Source organism: Psychrobacter glacincola, assembly GCF_904846215.1.
Taxonomy (GTDB): Bacteria; Pseudomonadota; Gammaproteobacteria; order Pseudomonadales; family Moraxellaceae; genus Psychrobacter; species Psychrobacter glacincola.
This window is the reverse complement of record NZ_CAJGZK010000008.1, coordinates 41,891-68,722: the sequence shown is the minus strand read 5'-3', so window position 1 is coordinate 68,722 and position 26,832 is coordinate 41,891. Positions and strand designations below refer to the sequence as shown.

Annotated in this window: 21 protein-coding genes, 1 tRNA gene, 1 other RNA gene and 1 pseudogene; 17 read left to right on the top strand and 7 right to left on the bottom strand. The window is 41.9% G+C overall.

Translation table 11 applies throughout. The features are described 5' to 3' along the window. Positions 1-341: 341 nt before the first annotated feature. Positions 342-2,789: a YgiQ family radical SAM protein gene (locus JMW90_RS06615; RefSeq protein WP_201562436.1), complete on the bottom strand. Its 2,448-nt coding sequence runs from the start codon at positions 2,787-2,789 to the stop codon at positions 342-344. Positions 2,790-2,971: 182 nt separating this feature from the next. Then, on the bottom strand, positions 2,972-3,439 hold the full coding sequence (locus JMW90_RS06610; protein WP_201562434.1) for an Lrp/AsnC family transcriptional regulator: 468 nt from the start codon (positions 3,437-3,439) through the stop codon (positions 2,972-2,974). 274 nt (positions 3,440-3,713) lie between these two features. On the opposite strand from JMW90_RS06610, the gene rarD reads away from it, so the two are divergent. Then, positions 3,714-4,736 (top strand): EamA family transporter RarD, encoded by a 1,023-nt coding sequence (rarD, locus tag JMW90_RS06605; RefSeq protein ID WP_265089227.1) that lies wholly within the window; start codon positions 3,714-3,716, stop codon positions 4,734-4,736. A gap of 110 nt (positions 4,737-4,846) precedes the next feature. Here rarD and smpB read toward each other — a convergent pair whose 3' ends face one another. Further along, on the bottom strand, positions 4,847-5,323 hold the full coding sequence (gene smpB / locus JMW90_RS06600) for an SsrA-binding protein SmpB (protein WP_201562432.1): 477 nt from the start codon (positions 5,321-5,323) through the stop codon (positions 4,847-4,849). A 239-nt stretch (positions 5,324-5,562) separates the two neighbouring features. Here smpB and coaD point away from each other — a divergent pair, with 239 nt between their 5' ends. From coaD to JMW90_RS06535, 13 genes are all read left to right on the top strand, one after another. Further along, positions 5,563-6,075, top strand: a complete 513-nt coding sequence (gene coaD / locus JMW90_RS06595) for a pantetheine-phosphate adenylyltransferase (RefSeq protein WP_201562430.1) — start codon at positions 5,563-5,565, stop codon at positions 6,073-6,075. Positions 6,076-6,146: 71 nt separating this feature from the next. Then, entirely contained in the window at positions 6,147-6,395 is a 249-nt protein-coding gene (locus JMW90_RS06590) for a YfhL family 4Fe-4S dicluster ferredoxin (protein WP_201562428.1), read from the top strand. 3 nt (positions 6,396-6,398) lie between these two features. After that, positions 6,399-7,709 (top strand): adenosylmethionine--8-amino-7-oxononanoate transaminase, encoded by a 1,311-nt coding sequence (bioA, locus tag JMW90_RS06585; protein WP_201562425.1) that lies wholly within the window; start codon positions 6,399-6,401, stop codon positions 7,707-7,709. After that, a complete protein-coding gene (bioD, locus tag JMW90_RS06580; protein ID WP_201562423.1) occupies positions 7,706-8,425 on the top strand; it encodes a dethiobiotin synthase in 720 nt (239 codons plus the stop codon). Before bioA ends, bioD begins: the two co-directional genes overlap by 4 nt. A gap of 66 nt (positions 8,426-8,491) precedes the next feature. Continuing rightward, positions 8,492-8,858, top strand: an RNA gene (rnpB, locus tag JMW90_RS06575) — RNase P RNA component class A. A gap of 175 nt (positions 8,859-9,033) precedes the next feature. After that, positions 9,034-9,110 (top strand) — tRNA-Met (locus JMW90_RS06570). Between the two features lie 542 nt (positions 9,111-9,652). Beyond that, on the top strand, positions 9,653-11,449 hold the full coding sequence (gene lepA, locus JMW90_RS06565; RefSeq protein ID WP_201562421.1) for a translation elongation factor 4: 1,797 nt from the start codon (positions 9,653-9,655) through the stop codon (positions 11,447-11,449). 83 nt (positions 11,450-11,532) lie between these two features. Continuing rightward, a complete protein-coding gene (gene lepB / locus JMW90_RS06560; RefSeq protein ID WP_201562419.1) occupies positions 11,533-12,435 on the top strand; it encodes a signal peptidase I in 903 nt (300 codons plus the stop codon). 160 nt (positions 12,436-12,595) lie between these two features. Beyond that, positions 12,596-12,991, top strand: a complete 396-nt coding sequence (locus tag JMW90_RS06555) for a DUF4845 domain-containing protein (protein ID WP_201562417.1) — start codon at positions 12,596-12,598, stop codon at positions 12,989-12,991. Between the two features lie 294 nt (positions 12,992-13,285). Next, positions 13,286-14,083, top strand: coding sequence for a ribonuclease III (gene rnc, locus JMW90_RS06550; RefSeq protein ID WP_201562415.1), 798 nt, complete (start codon positions 13,286-13,288; stop codon positions 14,081-14,083). A gap of 450 nt (positions 14,084-14,533) precedes the next feature. After that, positions 14,534-15,541 carry a GTPase Era gene (gene era / locus JMW90_RS06545; protein ID WP_201562527.1) on the top strand — a complete coding sequence of 336 codons (1,008 nt, stop codon included), beginning with the start codon at positions 14,534-14,536 and terminating at the stop codon, positions 15,539-15,541. A 48-nt stretch (positions 15,542-15,589) separates the two neighbouring features. Beyond that, the gene (gene recO, locus JMW90_RS06540) at positions 15,590-16,354 is read left to right on the top strand and encodes a DNA repair protein RecO (RefSeq protein WP_201562413.1); all 765 of its coding nucleotides are present in this window, start codon (positions 15,590-15,592) and stop codon (positions 16,352-16,354) included. A gap of 98 nt (positions 16,355-16,452) precedes the next feature. After that, positions 16,453-17,247, top strand: coding sequence for a pyridoxine 5'-phosphate synthase (locus tag JMW90_RS06535; RefSeq protein ID WP_201562411.1), 795 nt, complete (start codon positions 16,453-16,455; stop codon positions 17,245-17,247). 37 nt (positions 17,248-17,284) lie between these two features. On the opposite strand, the gene JMW90_RS06530 is transcribed toward JMW90_RS06535, so the two are convergent. Further along, entirely contained in the window at positions 17,285-17,872 is a 588-nt protein-coding gene (locus JMW90_RS06530; protein ID WP_201562409.1) for a pilus assembly FimT family protein, read from the bottom strand. Positions 17,873-18,457: 585 nt separating this feature from the next. On the opposite strand from JMW90_RS06530, the gene JMW90_RS06525 reads away from it, so the two are divergent. From JMW90_RS06525 to mscL, 3 genes and pseudogenes are all read left to right on the top strand, one after another. Continuing rightward, positions 18,458-19,636: an OmpA family protein gene (locus JMW90_RS06525; protein ID WP_201562407.1), complete on the top strand. Its 1,179-nt coding sequence runs from the start codon at positions 18,458-18,460 to the stop codon at positions 19,634-19,636. 353 nt (positions 19,637-19,989) lie between these two features. Next, positions 19,990-21,837 (top strand): translational GTPase TypA, encoded by a 1,848-nt coding sequence (typA, locus tag JMW90_RS06520; RefSeq protein ID WP_201562405.1) that lies wholly within the window; start codon positions 19,990-19,992, stop codon positions 21,835-21,837. A gap of 255 nt (positions 21,838-22,092) precedes the next feature. Continuing rightward, positions 22,093-22,341 (top strand): annotated as a pseudogene (gene mscL, locus JMW90_RS06515) (large conductance mechanosensitive channel protein MscL); the annotation flags it as partial. A gap of 72 nt (positions 22,342-22,413) precedes the next feature. On the opposite strand, the gene JMW90_RS06510 reads toward mscL, so the two are convergent. The 3 genes from JMW90_RS06510 to JMW90_RS06500 form a co-directional block, all read right to left on the bottom strand. Continuing rightward, on the bottom strand, positions 22,414-22,854 hold the full coding sequence (locus JMW90_RS06510) for a hypothetical protein (protein ID WP_201562403.1): 441 nt from the start codon (positions 22,852-22,854) through the stop codon (positions 22,414-22,416). A gap of 289 nt (positions 22,855-23,143) precedes the next feature. Further along, positions 23,144-24,073, bottom strand: a complete 930-nt coding sequence (gene mutM / locus JMW90_RS06505) for a bifunctional DNA-formamidopyrimidine glycosylase/DNA-(apurinic or apyrimidinic site) lyase (RefSeq protein WP_201562401.1) — start codon at positions 24,071-24,073, stop codon at positions 23,144-23,146. A gap of 64 nt (positions 24,074-24,137) precedes the next feature. Further along, positions 24,138-26,678, bottom strand: coding sequence for a RelA/SpoT family protein (locus JMW90_RS06500; protein WP_201562399.1), 2,541 nt, complete (start codon positions 26,676-26,678; stop codon positions 24,138-24,140). Positions 26,679-26,832 lie beyond the last annotated feature (154 nt).

Genomic DNA, 26,832 nt, shown 5'->3' with positions numbered 1-26,832 from the left:
TAGAAATTGTTTGTTACATGTTCACTGGGTTACGTAATCACTGATTACTGTAACGGTTATTTTAGGGTTTTTGATAAACTTGTGATTTATAGTCAAAATACTCTAGAAACGCGACGGTACTGCTGGTACAAATTTTTTGCAGCCTCTGTCTGCGTAGGCACAGCAAGCAAGAAAAATTGATACCAGCAGTACATAATGTGTCGATATTACTTTTCATTGACTATACTTAATTTTAACAAACATCATAAACCGCTTCAGAGTCAAATAAAAAAGCGCCTATCGATATTTAGTCGATAGGCGCTTTTGATCCACTGTATGACAGCAAATCAATAGTCATTTAATTACTTCGTTTTACGTGGTGGTAAGCCCGTATGCTGAGTTTGGAAGTTGCCTTTGCTCACTTGCTTTTTGCCACCCGTATTCTTGCCCGCAGTAGCTTTACTCGACCAGCTGTCAGCTGTTTTATTGCTACGTTTCACTGAGTCATTACCTAGACGGCTGTTTTTCTTACGCGCCGACTGATAGCTGTCTTGTGCGGCATCACGACCTTCTAAGCTGGCGTTAAATGGCGGGATTAAACAGCCACGATTTTTACCAATCAAATCACCGCGTCCCATTTCTTGTAGCGCTTTACGTAGCATTACCCAGTTCTTTGGATCATGGTAACGTAAGAAAGCTTTGTGCAATTTGCGCTGCTTACCAGATTTGACGATATCTACATCACCTTCGTCACGGCTGATTTTATGCAGTGGGTCTTTATGGGTGTGATACATGGTGGTTGCGGTCGCCATCGGGCTTGGGTAAAAAGCCTGTACTTGGTCAGCGCGGTAGCCATTGCCTTTTAGCCATAGCGCAAGATTCATCATATCTTCATCTTTGGTACCCGGATGGGCGGCGATAAAGTAGGGAATCAAATACTGCTCTTTGCCTGCCTCGAAGCTGTACTGCTCAAACATGGCTTTAAATTTGTCATAATTGCCCATGCCGGGTTTCATCATTTTTGATAAAACGTTTTCTTCTGAATGCTCAGGGGCAATTTTTAGATAACCACCGACATGATGACTGACCAACTCTTTAACATATTCAGGATCTTTAATCGCCAAATCATAACGCAGACCAGAGGCAATAAGGATTTTCTTCACGCCTTTGATATCACGCGCTTTACGATATAGCTGAGTCAAATTACTGTGATCAGTGATTAGGTTTTCACAGATATCAGGATAAACGCACGACGGCTTGCGGCAATTTTTCTCAATGGTCTCATCTTTACAGTTTAGACGATACATATTGGCAGTCGGACCACCAAGATCAGAGATAACGCCGGTAAAGTTCGGTGCAGTATCACGAATCGCTTCGACTTCACGTAGGATAGATTCTTCTGAGCGGTTTTGGATAATGCGTCCTTCGTGCTCGGTGATAGAGCAAAAAGTACAGCCGCCAAAACAGCCACGCATGATATTGACCGAAAATTTAATCATGTCATAAGCAGGGATACGCGCATCGCCATAACTTGGATGCGGCAGACGAGCGTAAGGCAAGTCAAACACATAATCCATCTCTTCCGTTGAAAGTGGAATCGGTGGCGGATTGAGCCACACATCGATAGAGGTATGTGAATTACCGGCGCCGCTACTATGACGTTGTACCAGCGCACGTGCATTACCCGGATTGGTCTCAAGATGCAAGATACGGCTGGCATGGGCATAAAGCACAGGGTCAGATTTGACATGCTCATAATCAGGCAAACGAATAACGGTTTTCTCACGTGGCGGCATCTTTATCTTATGCTTGCGCGCTGTCATTGGTTTATTAAAGCCGCGCATTTGTACAACTTGCGTCTCTTCATCGACTTGGTCAGTATTCAAAATTTTATTGGTCACCGGCTCAGACACAAATCCTGGATATTGCCCTGACATTCCTGATAATGATTGTCCAACAGGAGAGTCGCTAGGCTTATCTTGTTCAATTGAGCACTGGTCAAGATCTTCCGTCATCACATAGGGGTTGATAATAGGATCAACACGACCGACGGTATCGACATCATTACTGGCAACTTCGGTCATGCCCGCTTGCCAATGACGGCGCGTCGGCGTGAGCAAGTATGCTGTACCGCGCAAATTGCTCATTTGCTCAAAGCTATAGCCTTTAGATAAACCGTGTACCACATCGACGATGGCGCGCTCAGCATTACCATATAATAAGACATCGGCACGGGCATCAAGCAAAATACTACGGCGTACTTTATCTGACCAATAATCATAATGGGCGATACGGCGCAGACTGCCTTCGATACCACCTAAGATAATCGGCACATCAGGATAGGCTTCACGGCAGCGCTGGCTATAAACGATGGCCGCGCGGTCAGGACGTTTGTCCGCGACGTTGCCAGGAGAGTAGGCGTCATCACTACGGATCTTACGATCAGCCGTATAACGGTTAATCATACTGTCCATATTACCTGCCGTCACACCATAAGCGTAGACTGGCTTGCCAAGTTCCATAAAGGCATCTTTACTCTTCCAATCTGGCTGAGCAATGATACCGACGCGAAAGCCTTGTGATTCTAGTAAGCGCCCAATAATCGCCATACCAAAGCTTGGGTGATCGACATAAGCATCGCCCGAGATAATGATGACATCGCAGGCATCCCAGCCAAGCTCATCCATCTCTTTGCGGCTCATCGGCAAATAAGGCGCAGGCTCGTAGCAGCTCGCCCAATGTTTGTCGTAGTCGTAAAGGGGTTTGGTACCTTGTTTAAAGGCGGTGCGGGCGATGGTATCGGCAGACATGGGATAACCTTAATCAGAAAATATGCATATATATAATAGCCATTATGGATAACGGTAGTTAATGGCTAATTTAAAGGCGCTCATTTTAACATGAATAACGTTCATGATGTTATAAACCATTAATGATAAGTAATTGATAGCACAGAGTAATCTATCGATAGCTATTAGGCAAAAAGCAGCTATCAATCTAGATAAATCTTCGTACCACTCTTGGTAAAATTCATCACAAATTGACTCTTAAAATTACGTACATTATTTTCGTAAGTGAGCAAATTGCGAGTGAGCTGATGATAATCCTGCATATTTTTAGCACTCACCATGAGCATAAAGTCCGCATCGCCAGATACTTCATAACAGCTCATCACTTGCGCCTGGGCATTCATCAAACGCTCAAATCGATGCTGCATAGAGTTATTCGAGCGCTCCATCTCTACCATTACTACCGCCGTCAAGCTATAACCAACCTTATTAGGATCGACGATAGCCACTTGCTTAGTAATCACCCCATTGTCTATCAGTGCTTGCACGCGACGTTGAGCCGTAGCGATAGACACATTGACGTGCTCGGCGACGGTCTTTAGTGGCAAGGTCGCGTCATCTTGCAGTAAATTCAAAATAGCCTTGTCAGTATTATCTAAAATTTGGCTCATTGCGTTCTCTCTTCTATCAAGTATTTTCATTAACTATTTTTATAGTTATTATCACTATAAATTAAAAAATAAGAAAATATTTAGTTTTAATTAGATAAAAAGATAAATTTATTTATAAATTGGCTTTTATAGAGATAATATCTCACCATCACTCAGTAAAATAGACGCTATCAATCAAAGATGAGCAACCCAAGCCTAGCAACCAAAGCTTAGCCCTAACAGCTAAAAGCTAACAACTGGTTTTCTAAAATCTATTTAAACTTACGGTGTTTTTATGTCTACTTCAATGTTCTCTACTGTCTTCGCAAATACGCTAGCAACGACTGTCGCGCGCTTGCCATTGCCAGCAATGTGGACGAAAGGCAGCGTGCAGCAGCGCACTTTGATGATGGGTGTAGCACTAGCAATCTTATCCAACGTGTTATTTGGCGTACTTTATGCTTATAGCAGCTTTTTAGCACCGTTATCAGGGACACAAGTCTTTATCTGGCGGATGCTGGCGATGTGGGCGGCACTGATAGGCTATCTGCTTATTAGTGGGCGCTTAGGTTTTCATATGGATAAGTTAAAAGCGCTAGGCTCTGTTAAACAATGGGCATGGTTACTATTGCCCACGCCGATATTCTTAAGTCAGTTCTGGTTATTTATGTGGGCACCCGTCAATGGGCAAGGCGTACAGACAGCGATGGGCTATTTTTTATTTCCACTGATGATGGTGGTGTTTGGTTGCGTGCTGTTTGGCGAAAAGCTCAGCCGCCTGCAATGGTTGGCGGTTGCTTTTGCTGCAGTCGGAGTCGGTAGTGAGATTGTACGTACACAAAGCGTCTCTTGGGCTACTCTTTGGGTGTGCGGCACGTATCCTATTTATTATATTCTGCGCCGTTTACAAGGTATTGGTGCAGTGACTGGGCTGTTGATTGACTTAACGATATTCGCGCCGTTTGCCTTGGCTTATTTATTTTTTATTGCTCCAAGTAGTTTGATACTTGTTAGCGGTTCGGGTTTCTTTATTATAATGCTGGCAGGATTGGGTGTACTTAGCGTGCTGGCGATGAAAACCAACGTCGATGCCAGTCAAATGTTGCCAATGAACGTCTATGGCATGATGAGTTATTTGGAGCCAGCATTGTTGTTCATTTTGGCAATAACCGTTTTGGGCAATCCATTTGAATCAGCAATGATTTATAGTTATGGACTGATTTGGTTAGGTATTGTTTGTTTGATTACCCACGGTGTTTGTCAACTACGTCGCGCTCAGAAAGAGTCAAAAATCAACAAAACGACTGAAGCAATTTGATTTTTAACAATAAAAATGAGTGTTATCAAAGAAGATAGTTGGACAAATAAAAAGGACGATTCAACTTAATAGTGAATCGTCCTTTTTGTCATAGCGTAAATAGATAAGTTTTAATCTAAATGCTGTTTAAAGCCGCGCTGCTTATCACGTTCCCAATCACGGTCTTTAAGGGTTTTGCGTTTGTCATGCTGTTTTTTACCGAGCGCTAAACCAATTTGGCATTTCACCAGCGAGTTTTTCCAATAACAGGATAACGGCACGCAGGCATAGCCCTTTTGATTGACGGCCCCAAATAATTTCTCAATCTCGCGGCGATTGAGCAAGAGCTTACGCGTACGGATACTATCGAGGCTCACGTGCGTCGAGCTAGATAGCAGCGGCTGAATATGTGCGCCAAATAGAAATGCCTCATTATTACGGAAAATAATATAAGCTTCAGTAATGGTCATTTTACCGGCACGAATGGCTTTGACTTCCCAGCCTTGTAGCGCCAGACCTGCCTCAAATGTCTCTTCGATAAAGTACTCGTGGCGAGCCTTTTTATTGGCACAAATTTGATTGTCCGGTTTTCTTGATTTTTTTGACATAATTTCTCCATAAGGGCTGCAAAGTATATTGCCCTTGTCTAACAGTCCTCATCCGAACCCTTTAATATAGATTGTCTTTTATTATAAATAATAAGAGGGATGAGTCGAACCGCCTATTGTAGCAAAGCACCTTACAAAAATGTAAGTTAGCTGTTAGGACAAATGTAGCAGATAAGTATTAAGTTTAGGCAAAATTTGCTAGCATATAGCGTAATATTACCGACCAAATTAGCACTGCTATGAGCTTTTCTGCGACTTCCTCAAAATTGCATACCAAAATATTGTATCCGGGTACCTTTGACCCCATTACTAATGGTCATGTCGACTTAGTCACGCGCGCTACCAAACTATTTGATGAGGTGGTGATTGCTGTTGCCTCAGGCCATCATAAAAAGCCGTTATTTAATTTTGAAGAGCGCGTTACCTTGGTCGAAACGGTATTTGCTGATTTACCGCAGGTATCGGTGATTGGCTTTGAAGGTCTGTTAGTTGACTTTATGCGTGAAAAAAACGCCACTGCTGTCTTGCGCGGTTTGCGTGCGATGTCAGATTTTGAGTATGAGTTTCAACTCGCTAATATGAATCGTGAGCTCGATGAAAACTTTGAAGCGGTATTTTTGACTCCATCTCAGAATTATTCGTTTATCTCGTCTACCATGATTCGCGAAATCGCCAAACTTGGTGGTGATGTGACAAAGTTTGTGCCGCCTTGTGTGTCCGAAGCTTTTATTCAAAAGCTCGGTAGTAAATAGGTCGCGTATCTGTGTTAGATTGCGTATTTCTTAATAGATAGAAATGCCTTATAGAAAAAAAGGAGCAGTTTATGGCGCTATTAATCACTGATGAATGCATCAACTGCGATGTGTGTGAGCCTGCCTGCCCAAATGATGCCATCTCGGAAGGCGATGATATTTATGTGATTGATCCTGACTTGTGTACCGAATGCGTCGGTCATTTTGACGAGCCGCAATGCGTGGTCATTTGCCCTGTCGACTGTATTCCTCATGATCCCAATCATGTCGAAACCGAAAGTGATTTGATGTCAAAATATAAGCGTATTACTGGTAAATAAAACATGACCATCTTATCTGAGCCATCGACAAGCGAGTTTGACCAGCAACATCTTTGGCATCCTTATGCAAGCCTGCCGCCGACTTATCCGAATATCGTAATTGACCACGCTGACGGTATTTATATCGTCACCCAAGATGGGACGCGCCTGATTGATGGTATGTCGTCATGGTGGGCAAGCGTGCACGGCTATAATCATCCCAAGCTAAATGCGGCGATTATTAAGCAATTGGGCAAAATGGCGCACGTGATGTTTGGTGGTTTGACCCATCAGCCAGCAATAGACTTGGGTGAAAAGTTGCTTGCAATCGTGCCTGCTGGACTCGATGCGATATTTTATGCTGATAGTGGCAGCATTGCGGTAGAAGTTGCGCTTAAGATGGCGTTGCAATATCAAATTGCTGCTAAGCGTCCAAGCAAGCAGCAATTCGCCTCGACTCATTCTGGTTATTATGGCGATACGTGGCATGCGATGAGTGTCTGTGATCCTATCAACGGTATGCACAGCCTATACGGTAAGCAATTACCGATGCAGCATTTTGTAGCAGCGCCGCCTTTAGGATTTGAGCGTGACTTAACCCAAAGTGAGCGTGATGAATTAATTAATTTTTTTGCTAAAGACAGTGACAAGCTTGCCGGTTTTATTATTGAGCCTATTATTCAAGGCGCAGGCGGCATGCGCTTTTATAGTCCTGAATATTTGCAGTTGTTACGCCAGTTGTGTGACGAGCATGACGTAGTGCTCATTGCCGATGAAATTGCCACGGGCTTTGGGCGTAGTGGCAAACTATTTGCTTGTGAGCATGCGGGTATCAGTCCTGATATTATGACCATTGGCAAGGCGCTGACTGGCGGTTATATGACCTTTGCCGCGACATTATGTACGCGCACTATTGCCGATACGATTAGCCAAAGCGACTATCCGGCTTTTATGCATGGTCCGACCTTTATGGGCAACCCGTTGGCATGTGCCGTGGCTTGTGCGTCGATTGATTTAATACTGTCCTATGATATCGAAGCACGTACGGCAAATATGCAAGCCATAATGGAACAGCAGCTCGAACCCGCCGCGCTATTAAATGGAGTAGCAGAGGTGCGTTGTTTGGGTGCAGTAGCCGTTATTGAGCTAAAGACTAGCGTTGATGTGCCAGTTTTCCAATCCTTACTGATTGACAATGGCATTTGGGTGCGACCCTTTGGTAAGTTGGTTTATATTATGCCTCCCTTTGTCATTACGGACGCTGAACTAGTGACTTTATGCCAATCATTGTTAACGGTGGTTCGTATTTATTTAACAAAGCAAGGTCAACTATGAGCGTGCTCTTTATTTCCGGAATTGATACTGATATCGGCAAAACTTATGCGACGGGAATGATTGCCAAAGCGCTGATGCAGCAAGGCGTCAATGTCATTACCCAAAAGCTCGTGCAAACTGGCGTTAGTATTAATCCAAGCAATGGCGAAATGAATATTGCCGATGATATTATTACCCACCGTCGGTTAATGGATATTCCTCTCCAACCGTGTGATATTAATAGTACGACTTGTCCTTACCGCTATGAGAAGCCTGCGTCACCACACTTATCTGCTAAACTCGCAAATGAGGTGTTAGATCCTAATGTGGTTACGAGCGCCACAAAAAGTCTGCAATCAGACTATGACGTGGTGTTATTAGAAGGAGCAGGTGGCTTACTGGTGCCAATCACTGAGCAATTATTAACCTTGGATTATATTGCTGAACAAGGTTATCCCGTTATTTTGGTGACTTCGGGACGGCTTGGCAGTATCAATCATACCTTACTCAGTTTAGAGGCGATAAAATCTCGTGATCTAGAAATCCATAGTGTTATTTATAATCATATTCATGACAATGCTGCTCAGACGGATGAACAGATAGCCGCTAGTACGATAGAATTTTTGCAAAACTATTTAGCTGAGCATTATCCAACGGCGCATTGGTTAGCCTTACCTGTGCAAGAAGATGATGGCTGTAGTAATGTGGATTTTATCCTCCCTCAAAACTTTATATAAATCACCATTAAAAATAAGCTAAAAACACTTTCCCAAATAAGCATTATTTTTGCTATACTAGCGCGCTTGGTAGACTAGGCAATCGCCGCTGCACACTGGCAACAGATGAGCAGGGGAGGAAAGTCCGGGCTACATAGGGCAGCGTGCCAGCTAACGGCTGGGCAGGGTAACTTGACGACCAGTGCAGCAGAGAGTAGACCGCCTTTGGCATCGCAAGATGTTATCGGTAAGGGTGAAAGGGTGCGGTAAGAGCGCACCGCGTGGATGGCAACATCTCACGGCATGGTAAACTCCACGCGTAGCAAGACCAAATAGGCATCGGCATGGCGCGGCCCGCGTTCGATGCGGGTAGGTTGCTTGAGCGTACGAGCGATTGTGCGCCTAGAGGAATGATTGTCCACGACAGAACCCGGCTTATCGGTTTACCAACCTTTTTAGTAACGTTTTAAATATGTTTCTTTATTAGCTAATCTTTAAAGAAGCATAGCAGTACCGGTTCGGTGTTTTAAAATTGCAGTTATTTTGAATTTAATTCAATTTTTTTGCAAAAAATGCCTTTTAAGGGTTGACGCAAGTCACTCATATCGGCATAATACCGAGCCTAAAATGGCGATGTAGCTCAGCTGGTTAGAGCGCATGACTCATAATCGTGAGGTCAAGAGTTCAAGTCTCTTCATCGCCACCATTTTTAGCAAGACCTGTAATATTAAAAATGCCAATCATTATTTGATTGGTTTTTTTTTGCCTGTTTTATGGCTTAGAATAAATATAGTTAAAATATCTCAAAAACGCTACAGTGCTGCTGATATGAATTTTTTGCAGCCTCTGTCTGCGTAGGCACAGCAAGCAAGAAAAATTAATATTAGCAGTACTTGATGTATCGATTACTTTTCCCTGACTATAGCTCTCTACAAGATTTGTATCAGATCTAATCAAGTAAATGTTTTGTATTTGAAGTCGGCTTGTTTACTCTCATTTATAAAACCAAAGCTTGCTGATAAAATCCACTTACTTTACAGTGGAAAACTGCTAGAATACCCTCACATGCCTGCGCGTAGCTATAACTGATAATCAGCGCTGTAGGCACTTCACTTGCCACAATACGGTTTGCTCAATATAGTGACATTGGTGTATTGACCAATATCAACTATGATTAAGTATTCTATTGTTGCCATCTGACAGCATTTATATTCGTTATTCAATCTTCCATTATTTAGTAGGCGCTTTGTGACTGCATTAGCCAATATTCGTAACTTTTCTATTATTGCCCACATTGATCATGGCAAGTCGACCCTTGCCGATCGTTTTATTCAAATGTGTGGCGCGCTGCAAGATCGCGAGATGCAGGCGCAAGTCCTTGATTCAATGGATATTGAGCGTGAGCGCGGTATCACGATTAAAGCGCAGTCGGTGACGCTATATTATGATCACCCAAATGGTGAGCGCTATCAGCTGAATTTTATTGATACGCCTGGTCACGTGGATTTTTCTTATGAAGTGTCACGCTCATTAGCGGCTTGCGAAGGTGCGCTATTGGTCGTTGATGCGGCACAAGGCGTGGAAGCGCAGTCGGTTGCCAACTGTTATACCGCGGTTGACCAAGGTCTTGAGGTCATGGCAGTTTTAAATAAAATTGACTTGCCACAAGTTGAGCCTGAACGAGTTATCCAAGAAATTGAAGACATTATTGGTATTGATGCTGTTGATGCGCCACGTGTTTCAGCGAAATCTGGTCTTGGCGTCGATAAATTACTTGAGGCGTTGGTTGAATTTATCCCTGCGCCAACGGGTGATCGTGATGCACCGCTGCAGGCGTTAATCATTGATTCATGGTTTGATAATTATTTGGGCGTCGTATCATTAGTACGTGTCCGCCAAGGTACGATAAAAAAAGGCGATAAGCTTTATATTAAATCGACCAAAGATGCGCATTTAGTCGGATCAATTGGTGTCTTTACCCCGAAGCCATTAGATACGGGTATCTTAGAAGCAGGTGAAGTGGGCTTTATTATTGCTGGCATCAAAGATATTGCGGGTGCGCCCGTTGGTGATACGATTACTCATGCCAGTACGCCTGATGTCGATCGTATTCCTGGATTTAAACAGATTACTCCGCAAGTCTATGCTGGTATGTTCCCTGTTGAGTCTACTGACTTTGAAAAATTCCGTGAAGCGCTACAAAAGCTACAAATTAACGATGCGTCATTATTTTTTGAGCCTGATACCTCTGATGCACTAGGTTTTGGTTTCCGTTGTGGTTTCCTTGGTATGCTGCATATGGAAATTATCCAAGAGCGTTTAGAACGTGAATATGACTTGGATTTAATTACCACAGCGCCTTCGGTGATTTACGAGATTGTGAAAAAAGATGGCAGCATTATCTATGTTGATAACCCATCAAGATTGCCTGAACCGAATAATATTGAAGAGTTCCGTGAGCCGATTGCACGCTGTCAGATTTTAGTACCGCAAGATTACTTGGGTAACGTCATGACCTTGTGTATCGAGCGCCGCGGTGTACAAGTTGATATGCGCTTTATGGGTCGTCAAGTACAGCTGATTTTTGATATTCCGATGGGTGAAGTGGTCATGGACTTCTTTGACCGTCTAAAATCAGTATCACGAGGTTTTGCGTCGCTTGATTATAATTTTGAGCGTTATCAAGTCGACAAATTGGTTAAGGTAGATGTGTTAATTAATGGTGATAAAGTCGATGCGCTAGCCATGATTGTGCATGAAACCCAGTCGCGCTACCGTGGTAATGCACTGGTTGGTAAGATGAAAGAGCTGATTCCGCGTCAGATGTTTGATGTCGCTATTCAAGCGGCAATTGGTAGCCAGATTATTGGGCGTAGTACGGTCAAAGCCATGCGTAAAGACGTCTTAGCCAAATGTTACGGCGGTGATGTCTCGCGTAAGAAAAAGCTATTGTCTAAGCAGAAAGCGGGTAAAAAGCGTATGAAGCAAGTGGGTAACGTAGAGATTCCACAAGAAGCCTTCCTAGCAGTATTGCAGGTAGATTAGATTATCAATAAATAAATAAATCATTATTGCTGTTTTTACGGATATCATCATTGGATAAGTAGCTCGCTAATAGGCAATTAAGTATGGATTTTGATTTTAATTTGATTTTAGTGCCATTAACCATAGGTCTGGGTATTATTTGGCTATTAGATAAGCTGACACTGAAACAACGTAAAACACGGGGTCGCGGTAAAGAGAGCTTGCTGGTACGCTGGGCATATGATTTTTTCCCTGTGTTAGCGGTGGTACTTATTGTTCGCTCATTTTTGATTGAGCCCTTTAATATTCCATCATCGTCTATGGTGCCGACCTTATATACAGGTGATTTTATTGCCGTCAATAAGTATGCTTATGGTGTGCGTTTGCCACTGACTTATAATAAAGTAATTGATACTGGTACACCTGAACATGGAGATGTGGCCGTTTTTCGTTATCCAGAGAACCCAAGTATTTATTATATCAAGCGCGTCATTGGTTTGCCGGGTGATACGGTGAGTTACAATCAAGGTACGCTTGCAATCAACGACGTGCCCGTGAATACCGTAGCTGTTGATTTTGATGCCAATGCACAGCTGACGTCACAGTTATATTCGGCAGGTGAAGTTGCTCCGGGTCAAATGCTGACAGAAGAGAATGCCGCGGCAATGGGTGAGCAAGAAGAAGGCGACGCACAATATTTTAAAGAGAAGCAAGGCAAGCACGAGTATGTCGTTCGCTATTTGAATGGTATGAATAGCTCACAATATGCGCCCTTTTTGCAGCAACAATCGCCAGACGTGGTCAGCTCAGAAGGCAATGAGTGGCGTATTAATGTACCTGAAGGTCAATATTTTGTCATGGGTGATAACCGTGATCGCAGCGCGGATGGACGCTTTTGGGGCTTTGTACCTGATGACAATTTAGCAGGAAAAGCTGTATATATTTGGATGCATAAGCCGCCAGGTCTGCAGCTACCTACCTTTAAACGTAATGGTGCTATTGATTAATGGCATTAATGATCTACGAATGGATTTATCGATAATAGTTTTGTGCTAATATTACAGCTATTGAATGTAATGATATTTAGCTTATAAATGTGTACTAAAGCATAGTAATTTATAACCATGGTAAATTACGAATATAGTAAATTTCCCGTTGAGAGGTATTATGGTGCAACAGTTATCTGGCTTATCTACGCAGCGCGGTGCTAGTGTCACTAGTATTGTTTTTATTATCATCGCTTTGGGCGTTGCTGTTAAATTGATTGTTGCCATTGTACCAGCACAAATTGGCGATTATCAGTTAACCAAAACCTTGAGCGCTGAGCTTACACAATCTAATAGTAAAAAAGAAACTGCCAAGCAGTTCGTTGAACGTGTTGATAAGCAGTTGTCTATCAATGCGGATTACGGCACCAAGGCCGAAGAGGTATTTACCTTTAAAGATAAAAAACCAGGTCAGTTAGCTATTTATAAAAAATATGAAAAAACCAATACGCTCTTCGGCAATATTGATATTGTGAATCGCTTTGAAGGCGATATTGATCCTACAATAGCAGAGTAATTCTATTTTTAAAATCTAAGTATAGTTGATCCACTTTTTAAAAAGTATAGCAATACTGGGATTCATTATTCGCAGCCTCTGTCTGCTTAGGAACAGCAAGCAAGAAAAATTAACCTCAGTAGTGCTTTACAGCATTTTTATTTCTTTTATTTAGAACTGACTAAAGCAACGATTTAATAAGCCAGTACGCTAAAAAATAGTTCTTTATGAGCTGGTTTTTGTATTTAATATGTTTAGACGCTACTATTTAATGACATTAAATAGTGCAACAAAAGGGATAATCATAAGCCACGCATGAAACCAACTTCGCAGTATCCTCAGGCGGTTCCTAATCCACCAAAAAATAGCCTGTCTGATGACACGCTTGTTATTAGCTCAGAATTTCTTCAACGCTTAGCAGTATTAACGCGCAAGTTGGGTTATGTGTTTAATGATTTAAGCCTAGCAAAGCTGGCACTTACGCATCGCTCGTTCGATAGTAAAAAGAACTATGAACGTCTGGAGTTTTTGGGTGATGCTTTATTGGGGATGATTGTCGGTGAGGCACTATATCACCGTTATCCGACCCAAAACGAAGGTCGTCTGACCCGTATGCGAGCCACGCTCGTTAGGCAAGAGTCTTTGGTCATTATCGCTCAAAATCTAGAGCTGTCTAATCAGCTAATATTGGGTGTGGGTGAGCGTAAAGGTGGCGGTCGCAATCGTGCTTCTATATTGGCAGATGCAGTCGAATCCTTGATTGGTGCTATTTATCTAGACAGTCAAGATATGAATATCACGCGAGTGTGTGTGCTTTCTTGGTACGGTGATTTGATTGATAATGTCAACGATCAAAAAGCCTTAAAAGATGCTAAGAGCCGTTTACAAGAATGGTTGCAGTCGAAGCAATTTGACCTACCATATTATGAGTTGATGGAAACACGAGGCAATGCCCCGCATCAGATATTTGTGGTACGCTGTCAGGTAAATATCATTAACTGTCCTGATATCACTGAATCTGGCGAGAGTCGCCGTATCGCTGAGCAAAAAGCGGCAGAGCTGATGATTAACCAGCTCCATAAGTTGCCAGGTGTGCCAAAAAAACGCAGCTAATGGCTTTTATACTATAGTCGGTTCAAGATAATTTAGATACAAAGAAGGTGAGTGAAAGTACTACATATAGTAAACTGAGCAAGCCCGATACCGTATCTCATTTATATAGGACTGACTATATTGCCCTGATTTTATAGTACTGCCTTTATAGTCACACCGTTAAAATTATAATCTCTATCTTCTAAAAAATACTTATTCTTTGACGGATTAGTATTGCGATAGACAATATTTTTAACTGAACAATTTTTAACTGAACAATTTTCAACTAAATAACAGTGCTGCTGTTTATGTCGTATGAGCCTATAGCAGTTTGACTGATGATAAACCCCACAGGATTACCCCATGAGCAATCACTCTGACTTGCCATTAAATAATGAAGATAATGCCACAAATATGACCGAAAACACTGACCTAAATGTAAGCCAAAATAATGTAGTAGAAGATTGCGTAATGGAAAACGATACAGTCGAAAATAATGCAGTAGATAACGATTCAGCAATTGAAGCATTTTTCTCACCAGATACCAGTAAACTTGCCGCTGAGGGTTTTAAGACCGGCTATGTCGCCATTGTTGGTCGCCCAAATGTTGGCAAATCAACGTTGATGAACCATTTATTGGGTCAAAAGCTTTCTATCACCTCGCGTAAACCACAAACGACTCGCCATCGTATTCACGGTATCTTGTCTAATGATGAGATGCAGGCAGTATTTGTCGATACTCCAGGTATTCATCGCAACGAAGTTCGTGCTATCAATGAGCGTATGAATAAAGCGGCCGTCTCTGCACTCGTTGATGTTGACTTGGTCTTGTTTGTTGTTGATTCTGACCAATGGCGTGACGATGATTTACTGGTGCTACAAAAGCTTGGTGATACCAATCTAACGGTGGTTTTAGTGATTAATAAAGCCGATACCTTAAAAGATAAAGGCAGCGTTTTGCCGTTAATGGAGACCTTTAATGACAGTTTTGATTTTGCTGATATCGTCCCTGTTTCTGCATTAAAGAATCAAAATTTAGATCGTTTACAAGAAGTGATCGCATCACACCTGCCAGTCGCTGCACCAATTTATGATACAGAGCAAATCACCGACCGCTCAGAGCGCTTTTTAGCCAGTGAAATTATCCGCGAAAAAATCATGCGCAGCGCCGGTGATGAAGTACCTTATGATTTGACCGTACAAATTGATGGTTTTAAGGACGAAGCTGCTCATACCGACCCAAAAACTGGTCGCCCACGTAAAGCTTGTACCTTTATCGATGCCACTATCTATGTCGAGCGTAGTGGTCAAAAAGCGATTGTGATTGGTGATAAAGGCCAACGTATCAAACAAGTGGGTATGGACGCGCGTAAAGATATGGAACAGCTGTTCGATAAAAAAGTCATGCTAACGCTGTGGGTAAAAGTTAAGCGCGGCTGGTCTGATGACGAACGAGCCTTGACCAGTTTGGGCTATTAGCACGCAATCTCTTTTATTTTGAATGGATAGTAGCTGGAGTAATAATCCATGCGTAACGAAGCGTTAATCGGTTATTTATTACACCAGCGCCCCTATCAAGAAAAGCGCGCCTTATATTATCTATTTTCTCAGCAACACGGGGTGATACATGGTATTGGCAAAAAAGGCGCGCCACTATTTATGCCTTTACAACTCTTTGCTACTGGCAAACGTGATCTCAAAACATTCAGTCAAATCAATATTGCCCCTTTTAGTTCAGTCCATACACAAGCTGTCCAAAATGATGAGGTAGCAAATACAGAAATACACCATCAAGAAAGCATCACAGGTCAGCATCAATATGCAGCCTTGTATCTAAATGAGATATTGTGGCGATTATTGCCTACTGAAGATCCTATGCCGATATTATGGCAACATTATCAAAATAGCCTATACGCGCTCAAAAAATCTCTAACGGCTGATGAGCTACGTTTGTGTTTGCGCCAGTTTGAGAGCTATCTGTTTGATGAGTTGGGATTTTCACTGACATTAAATCAAGACAGCCTTGAGAACCCTATTGAGCAAGAGTGCACTTACCGATTTTTACCTGATGTGGGTTTAGTACCAATGGTAAATATAGAAGATAGCGAAAGTGTGATTGGTCACGCGGTTTTTAAGGGCAATGATATCTTGATGATGGTAGAACAGGGTTTGTCTGCTAGTACGCTGAACGCGTGGTCGCGTTTACACCGACAATTGATTGACCATATGCTTGATTATCAACCGCTACAAAGTCGTCTACTTTGGCAGCAGCAACAGCGTTATCAATTATAAAACGTCTCGAATGATAGAGTATGTTCACAGCTACTTATCATCAATACGTTACAAGCTATTTTTAGTAAATGATCTAACTATTAATAAAAGGATTTTTTATGACGGATACAGCGCAGATTTTGGCAACTAAATTAGAGAAAGATGCACAGAATACCTCAAAAACACCATTACTAGGTGTTAATGTTGACCATGTGGCAACCCTACGTCAAGCACGCGGTGTGAGCTATCCAAGTCCACTAGCTGCAGCCCTTTTATGTGAGAAAGCAGGTGCTGATGGTATCACTATTCATTTGCGTGAAGATCGCCGTCATATTCAGGATGCTGATGTATATGAGATTGCAAGGCAGTTGACCACGAGAATGAATCTAGAGATGGCAGCAACGACTGAGATGCTAGAGATAGCCTGTCAAGTCAAACCATATTGGGTATGTCTGGTGCCAGAAAAACGTGCCGAATTGACCACAGAAGGCGGTTTAGAGGTGGCAGCGCAGCTCACTTGGTTGAAAGAATATGTTAGCAAGTTGCAAGCGGCAGATATTAAAGTATCTCTCTTTATTGATCCCGAAGACACGCAGATTGCAGCAGCAGTGAATTGCGACGCTGATGCTATCGAACTACATACAGGTTCTTATGCTGAGGCAGGTCTGGCAGGTGATACAGATAGGGTAAATGTAGAGCTTGAACGCATTAAAAGTGCAGTGATTACCGCTAAGAAAATCGATAGCAAGTTATTGGTCAATGCCGGTCACGGTCTCACACGTGATAATGTTAATGCGATTGCCCAAATTGAAGGTATATATGAGCTAAATATCGGTCATGCTTTAATAGCGGATGCATTATTTGTGGGAATGGATCAGGCTGTTGTTATGATGAAAGCAGCGATGCATCAATAGTTAAGTGGTTTGAATTTTAGGGTATCTTGCTGCTTTATCAAGTACCGCATCCAGTCGGATGATTTTCATTGGCCTTATAAGTAATGCGCCCGACTTGGCTAAATGAGATTTGATACATGGTGTGATTATAGGTTGAGGTTGGACAGTATTTAATATGTCCGAAATGCCCACGAGGACTGCCGCTATCGCCCCAAAATTTAGTGTAGTGACGGTTATTACCGACGCGTAGATATAAAGTACTGTATTTGGGGTTCAGCGCTTGCTCTTCTAACAAATCATCAATACCCAAATCAAAATTATTATTGTGGTTTTTATCCGAAAACAACAAAAGCTCTTTATAGCTGTCTCTATGGCAACGTCCCCCACTATTAGACAAGCAAACCAGTAAATCTTGTCTTCTAATATGACTCTCAGCTTTTGCCAAAGCTAGGGTAGTGTCTATTTGGCGTGCAATACGTTTGGCTTCCATATGTGCTAATTGGGTCAAGATATAAGGTGTGGCAATCATTGCTATGATTGCCAAGATAGCAACCGTTACGATTAATTCTACTAAATTAAATCCCTGCTCATTATGGCGTCTAGAATCCTTTGAGCATATTAAAAATGTTCTATATGATATGACCATAATAAACTACTACCTGTATTAAAGGGATAGCTAAGATAGTTTTAAGTATTGCCTATGATATTGATCCTAGTAATTTATATACTTAGTTGCTTCTAGCAATTGATTCTTATAATTTATGATATAAAGCGCGGCAAAACAATCTTACAGCTAATAGTGAAATATTGTTCATTAATATAATATTCAATATAAACCAAATATATGCCTACTGTCAAAGAATGTTTCAATTCGTGAATAGATGCTTTTAACAATAGAGAAAATTAACTACTTGTATTAGAATAAACGGCAACAATAGGTAATATTTGTTTCATCATCTATTGCCACCTAACATACAAAAGATAAAGAGTGTAAAGTGTGTTAGTTCTCAGTAATCTAACCAAGCTAATGTGTTTTAGTTATGACATTATCGTGTAATAATGTGTAGCTGATTTACGAAAAAAGTTGTAAACTGAATTGATAATCGCTAAGCTACGCCTTAATTGGTTTTGCTTTTCAACTTATAAGTTCGTAAATGATGTTTGTTTTTGACCATCTTGAGCCCTAGTTTTGCTTAATGCACTACTAAAATCATCCTTTGGAGGAAGTTTCATGAAATTAAATAAAATTGCTTTGGCTTTGTTTGCTATCACAGCAGCCCCACTAGCAGCTAACGCCGGCGTCACTATCAGTCCATTATTACTTGGTTATCATTACAGCGAAGGCGCTGAAGATGAGCAGTTAGAAACTATGACTACAGCTACCGGTGATAGTTTCTATAAAGAGAATGGTTTATACACTGGTGCAGCGCTAGGTATTGAGCTAACTCCATCTACTCAATTCCAAGTAGAGTATGGCGTATCTAATACTGACGCTGTAAACGGTGCTGGTACTGTAACTAATGATGCTGAACAAGAAATGATTTCTGGTAACTTCTTGATCGGTACTGAAGAATTTACTGGTTACACTGATAGTGCACTTAAGCCATATGTATTGGTTGGTGCTGGTCAGTCTAAAATCGAAGTTGAAAATGCAGCTGGTAACTTTGTTACCGGTTCTAAAGATACTATCGGTAACCTAGGTCTAGGTGCTATGTATCGTATCAATAATGCGCTAAGCCTACGTGGTGAAGCTCGTGCGATTCATAACTTTGACGAAAACTGGTGGGAAGGCATGGCTTTGGCCGGTCTAGAAGTAGTACTTGGTGGTCATTTAGCACCTGCAGTAGCTGTTCCACCAATGCAAGAGCCTATGGTTGATACTCCGCCAATCGTTGTTATTGAATCTGATCTTGATTCTGACGGTGATGGCGTACCTGATAGCATCGATGCTTGCCCAGGTACTCCAATGAACGTTGTTGTAGATGAGCGCGGTTGCCCAGTACCAGTAGATATTACTGATGAGCTAAAAATGGAACTACGTGTATTCTTTGATAACGATAAATCAGCTATCAAAACTCAGTACAAACCTGAAATCGCTAAAGTAGCAGAGAAGATGCGTGAGTATCCTAACTCTACCGCTCGTGTTGAAGGTCATGCTTCTAAAACTGGTCCATCAGCACGTTATAACCAACGTCTGTCTGAAGCCCGTGCTGTTGCTGTAAAATCTATGTTGACTAACGAATTTGGTATTGCACCAAACCGTCTATCAACCGTTGGTTATGGTTATGATCAACCAATCGCTGATAACAACACTGAAGAAGGTCGTGCTATGAACCGTCGTGTTTATGCCATCATCACTGGTGACAAAACAATGACTGTTGAACAAACTAAAGATATGGTTGTTCAATAAGTAGTAGCTAGTAATGACGTAATAAACTAATTAGTTACAAAAAAAGCCACCCAATGGGTGGCTTTTTTTATTTATGTATCGAAAAAAATCAGTTATTGCATAAAATTATGATGCAATAATGTTATACTAGTCGCCCAAACACTTTGTACATTGACAAGGTGTACATTAGCATAGCTATCTGTACGATGGATTCATCACCATAAGTCTATGTTTTACTTCTATTAATTATCTAGCTGTACCTATTGTATGGTCATTTAGTCATAGCGTAATCTTACTTATCTGGTTAATGGCAAAAGTTTATCCAGCAGTGCTTACTGCTACTGCATTTTTTTAAGACGAAACGAGCATTTTATATGGCGAACGATATCAAACACCTGCGTAACATTGCAATTATTGCCCACGTTGACCACGGTAAAACAACTTTGGTTGATAAGTTATTACATCAGTCTGGTACTTTTGGCGACCGTGCAAACATTGCTGAGCGTGCAATGGATTCAGGTGATATTGAGCAAGAACGTGGTATTACTATTCTGGCTAAAAATACAGCCATCCGTTGGACTGATGACACTGATGGTACTGAATACCGTATTAACATTGTCGACACTCCCGGTCACGCCGACTTTGGTGGTGAGGTTGAGCGTGTAATGTCAATGGTTGACTGCGTACTTTTGGTCGTTGATGCGGTTGATGGTCCTATGCCTCAGACTCGTTTTGTGACTCAAAAAGCATTTGAGCAAGGTCTAAAACCTATCGTTGTCATTAATAAAATTGACCGTCCTGGCTCACGTCCTGATTGGGTAATGGATCAAATCTTTGATTTGTTTGACAACCTTGGTGCAACTGATGAGCAATTAGATTTCCCAGTTGTATATGCCTCAGCATTGAATGGTGTTGCTGGTTTAGAAGCTGATGCTTTGGCTGACGACATGACGCCACTTTTCAAAACTATTGTTGATGTGGTACAGGCTCCTCAAGTTGATGCTGAAGCCCCATTCCGTATGCAAATCTCAAGCCTTGATTACAACAGCTTCGTTGGTGTTATCGGTATTGGTCGTATCCAACGTGGTAAAGTTAAACTTAATACGCAAGTAACTGTCATTGATAAGCATGGCAACACGCGTAATGGCCGTATCCTAAAAATCATGGGCTATCATGGTCTTGATCGTATTGATGTAGAAGATGCACAAGCTGGTGATATCGTTTGTATCACTGGTATTGATGCACTTAATATCTCAGATACGATTTGTGATCCAGCTAACGTTGAAGCATTACCAGCACTAACGGTTGATGAACCAACTGTATCAATGAACTTCCAAGTAAACAACTCACCGTTTGCTGGTCGTGATGGTAAGTTTGTGACTTCACGTAATATTCGTGAGCGTCTTGAGCGTGAATTGATTCATAACGTTGCATTACGTGTAGAAGACACAGAGTCTCCTGATAAATTTAAAGTATCAGGTCGTGGTGAGCTTCACTTATCTGTACTTATCGAAAACATGCGCCGTGAAGGTTTTGAGATGGGTGTTTCAGGTCCAGAAGTTATCGTTAAAGAAGTTGACGGTAAACTACAAGAGCCGTATGAAAACGTTGTATTCGATATTGAAGATGAGCATCAAGGTTCTATCATGGAGCAGGTTGGTCTACGCAAAGGCGAGATGACCAATATGGAACTTGATGGCAAAGGTCGTATGCGTATTGAAGCAACTATGCCTGCACGTGGTTTGATCGGTTTCCGTTCTGAATTCTTGACCTTAACATCAGGTTCAGGAATCATGACATCAAGCTTCTCACATTATGGTCCACAGAAAATTGGTGATGTTGGTGGCCGCTCTAACGGCGTACTCGTTTCTATGGCTAAGGGCGTTTGCCTAGGCTTTGCATTGTTCAACTTGCAAAAGCGCGGTAAATTGTTTGCTGAGCCACAGCTTGAAGTTTACGAAGGTATGATTGTTGGTCTTAACTCACGTAACGATGACATGGCCGTTAATCCGACGACTGCTAAGCAGTTAACCAACGTCCGTGCCAGTGGTACTGACGAAGCGCTCACACTAACACCAGCGGTCAAGTTTACGCTTGAGCAAGCACTTGAATTCATTCAAGATGATGAATTGGTCGAAGTAACGCCAAAAGCGATTCGTCTACGTAAGCGCTATTTGACTGAAAGTGAGCGTAAGCGTTATGGTCGTAAGAAAGGTGCTTAATATTGACCAATAAATAATGGTTATCCATTATTTGGTTCCGTATTAAAGATATCTAATGAGCAGCATAAAATAGTCGGTATACCACTATTCTATGCTGCTTTTTTTCGTGTTGGATTTTGCATAGAATAAAAATCCAATAGTTGGCTATAGATTACTAAAAAACGAGCAATTTTATGCTCATTATTAAAATCCGAAGTTGGATTCACCATTTATACGCTTATCTGATGGTCGATAAGGTTTTTTAGGAGAGAAAATATGAGTATGGTATCTGAGTTTAAAGAATTTGCTTTAAAGGGTAATGTGATGGATCTCGCCGTCGGTGTGATTATCGGTGGAGCGTTCGCTACGATCACAACGTCTTTAGTAGAGGACGTTATCATGCCCATCATTGCTTTTATTGCTGGCGGCGAAATTGATTTTAAGAATATGTTTTTGATATTGGGTGATGCGCCCGATGGTGTGGCGCAGACCTATGATGCCCTCAAAGCTGCTGGCGTTCCAATAAATAAAAAAAGCTAACGTCATGTTAGCCTTTTTCTGATTGGATTTTTTATAAGTACTTAAGTGTATGTATGCTCAAGGTCTAACGATAACGTAGTCATTGGTATTAATGATAATCTCTGATGGTTGATCAACCACGATACGCACAACGTTATTATCAACGACCTGTGATTTATAATAATTGTCTTCAGCAACCGTACAGCCTAAGCAGCGACTCATGGCATTCCATGGCTCAACAAAGAGTTTTTGCTGTGCTTGATCGGCGTTACCACCGATTAAAGAAAAGGGTAGACTGACAATATAAGCAGCTGTGCCTGCAACGGCTGCTACCAATTGTAATGGCTTGCCGACAACGGTATCTACAGCCATGGTCTCATAAGAGGGACCAAAATCTGTTTCATCAATCTCTATCGCTGCTAAAGCGGGTTGCATACTTGCAAAAGCTAAGCTGGCACTTATCAATATAGTTGATAGCGTATATTTTGCGGTGCGTTTGGTGTTAGCCTGAGCAATCATAATGATGTCCTAAAACTCATAAGTAGTATGGTAAATAGCTGCTGCTATTTCTCCATAGAAATATTGCGGCAACGACAGATAGCGTATATATTACGGCCAAATAAATGGTTTGCATTATTTATGTAAGTACTAGCACTATTAAAGCAATATATAGGCTAATAAGCAACAAAAATGCGCAGCATAGGCGGACAAGTTTGTTAGTGGTGTTATTTTAATGATACGCAACCAAAAATCAATAAGCTAGAACTTATAAGTGAGCGTTGAATAAAACTCTTTATTTTGAGTAAGTTTACATTGAACTGATTGGCTGACAAAGAGGGCAGTAGACACTGGCACGTCCACTTAGCTTAATATTTTCTAAGATGGATTGGCAGTATAGACAAGCTTCACCTTGCCTGCCATAGACATTCAATGTCTGTTGAAAGTAACCTGTTTGACCATCTGCAACGGTAAAATCACGCAGTGTGGAACCACCAAGCTTGATCGCTTTTTGTAGAATGGTTTTGATATGGTCAACCAGTATGACTATTTGCGTATATGACACTTCATTAGCTGGGGTGGCAGGATGAATACCTGATAAGTATAAGCTTTCGGTTGCATAAATATTACCAACGCCGACTACAGCTTGCTGCTCCATAATGACCGATTTAATGGCTCGTTTGATGGGTTGCTTTCTAATCGATGTACTGTTTTCGCTTCCGCTGGATTGTTCGCTACGTTGGATTAGGTGATATAGATAGTCTGCAGTGAATGCATCTGATAATGGCTCAGGTCCTAAATGATTTAACAGTTTGTCACTATATTCTTCAAGCCATAAAATGGATCCAAAGCGTCTAGGATCATAATAATGTAGTTGTGTTTGGGTATTATCAGCGTCGATAAAGCTCATAATCAAATGGTCATGTTTGCGCTTACCCATAGCATGACTGTGTTGTTGCAAGCTACCTGACATACCAAGATGAACCAAAAGTTGTCGCGGCTGTAACATATCAGGCTGAATAGAAGGTGATATACCATTGTCACCTAGCGGTATAAAATTGAGGATTAAATACTTTGCTCGCCGCTCAACGCTCTCTAGTGTGTAGTTAACCAACTGTGTCAAATCGTCAGGTATTGACCAACGCAACTTTGGTTGAAATACTTGTACATTGGTGACTTTTTGACCCAATAGCGGTGCAAGGCTGGTTTTTGTCGTTTCTACTTCTGGCAACTCAGGCATGGTATTTTGTAAAAACTCTATTATGGAATGAATGTACTTTTAATAAATTTTCCCAGCAATACTATCAGGAAACAGCGCGGCGAGCATGTAAGATGCCGTGCTGCTGCTCAAGCTTGGCTAGGAGTTTTGATAAATGTGCCAGTCCGGACACTTCAATATGAAACTTCAAAGAAGCAATATTGTCATCATTACTTAGTGTTTGAACCTGACGAATATTGACGTTTTCTTTATCAATAATCTGGGTTAAGTCACGCAATAACCCGCGTCTATCATAGGCTTCTACATGAATATCAACCGGCTGATAACGGCCTGATTTGACCTTCCAAGCCGCCTTAATTTCGCGTTCAGGGTCACGTTCAATCAGGCGTAGATATTCAGGGCAGCCACGATTGTGGACGCTAACACCGCGCGATAAAGTAATGTAACCTGCAATAGGCTCACCGTGCACAGGATGACAGCAGCCTGCCAAACCAACCTCAATATTATCTAAGCCATCGATTTGGATTTTATAAGCATCAAGTTTCCCTGAATCTCTTTTATCGATAATAGGGACAAAATTTTCTTCAGATCTTTCAGGCTCTAGATGCAATTGACGAGAAATATGGCTGGTGAGCTGATTTAGACCGATTTCACCCGTCACCAAACCAACCACGATATCATCGGTATTATTGACATGAAAATGCTGTGTATAGTCATTTAAATCAATGCTATTGGGGTGCACCGACAAGCGCTCAAGCTCTTTACTGAGCATTTGACGACCGATTTCGATATTCTTATCGCGGTCCTGTTTATTAAACCATTGACGAAGTTTTGAGCGGGCACGGTTGGTATGAATATAACCCAGTGAAGCCACCAGCCAATCGCGATTGGGCTCACGTGAGGATTTGGTGATAATCTCGACTTGCTCGCCAGTTTTGAGCTGATAGGTTAGCGGCACATAACGCTGATTGACCCGTGCTGCTTGGGCGCGATTACCCACTTGCGTATGGACATAATAGGCAAAATCCAGCACAGTCGCGCCTTTTGGCAGCTCAGTAATATCGCCATCGCGACTAAAGATGTAAATACGTTCGAGCTCATCAAAATCAACCAATTGCTCGTCGTCGTCAAACTCAATCTCTTCTAATTCATCACTGGATGATAAGGATGAGCGTGGCTGATTATTAATAGATAACAGTTGACGTAAGGATCTGATTCGCTGATTAAGGTAGTTGTCCTTTTTATTTTTTAGCCCTTCTTTGTAATTGACGTGAGCACACATGCCAAGCTCGGCTTCAAAGTGCATCTCTTGAGTACGAATCTGTACTTCAAGCGATTTGTTTTCAGCGATGACCGCAGTATGGAGTGAGCGATAGCCATTAGATTTTGGATTGGTTATATAATCGTCAAATTGCTCAGGAATATAACGCCACAACCCATGTACCAGCCCCAGCACGTGGTAACAGTCTGAAGGAGTGGTGACCAAAACACGCAGCGCACGGATATCGTACAGCTGATCAAAAGATAAGCCCTTGAGCTTCATTTTTCGATAAATAGAATAAATGTGCTTAACGCGCCCTGAAACTTCGCCCTCAATGCCAGATTCTGCCAAAGACTCGTTGAGCCTATCTTGTACGCGCTGAATATAGGATTCACGCTCGCTACGCTTTTCTGACAACAGCTTGGCAATCTCTTTATACCGATCAGGGGCAAGGTAGCGAAACGCTAAGTCTTCAAGCTCCCACTTAAGCTGCGCAATACCCAAGCGATGCGCCAATGGCGCATAAATAGTCATGACTTCACGCGCCACCCGATTTTGCCGGTCTTCATTAGAGAAGGTCAGTTCTCGCATGGCAAAAGTACGTTCAGCAAGCTTGATAAGGACCACGCGCACATCGTTGGTGACCGAGATGAGCATGCTATAAATATTTGATAGCTGATCACGTTGGTTATTGACGAAATGATCTTCTAAGCGCTTATTGTTCTCAATAATCTCAGACAGTTGTCCCATTGCCAAGGTATCTTTGACCAAAGTTGATATGTCCGCGCCAAACTTTTTTTCGATATCACTAAGACTAATAATAGCTTTGCGCGCACTACGATAGAGCATAGCAGCCACAAGAGCATCTTCATCTTGATAAAGATAAGTTAAGATATCTGTCATGCCAATACCGGTCACGTAAGCGCCTGAACGCTCCGATTCGTTGGTATTCATGTGCTTACGGATAAACTCACAGGCAGCGCTAAGATTGGGCACTGACTCTTGCCCAATACGCTTTGCAACATTGTCAAGCCAAGTGGGTACGTCAATATTGATTTGATCCAAATCTAACGCTTCAAGCTCTTGTTGTGAAAATGCCTCGGATTCATCAAGGATTTTATCCCTCAAATAGTCATTTTCAAGATTTGAGTCATGACTGTAGTACGCGTAATGTACAGAGCGATCAAAGGTGGTATGGAGTTTATGAGTGGCAAGCTGATACTTGATATCTAGTGGGACTTGGGCGTAGCTATTGGCAGACTGATGCGAGCGTTGACTCGCGACCAGCTGCGCTGCCAACGTTGCACTATCCGCTTGCGTGGTCTGTCCATCTACCAGCGGTAATCCTTCGCGAATTTTTACCATAGCCCACTCCTCTTAACTATTTTGACTTGATAATAACCCCATTTACAACGCTAGAGCTAAACATGAGCCTGCTATCGATAAATGGTCAGTTATAAATCAATACAGCTGCTAAAAAGTCCATTTTTTAGCGGCTATAAAATCAATTATAGGGATC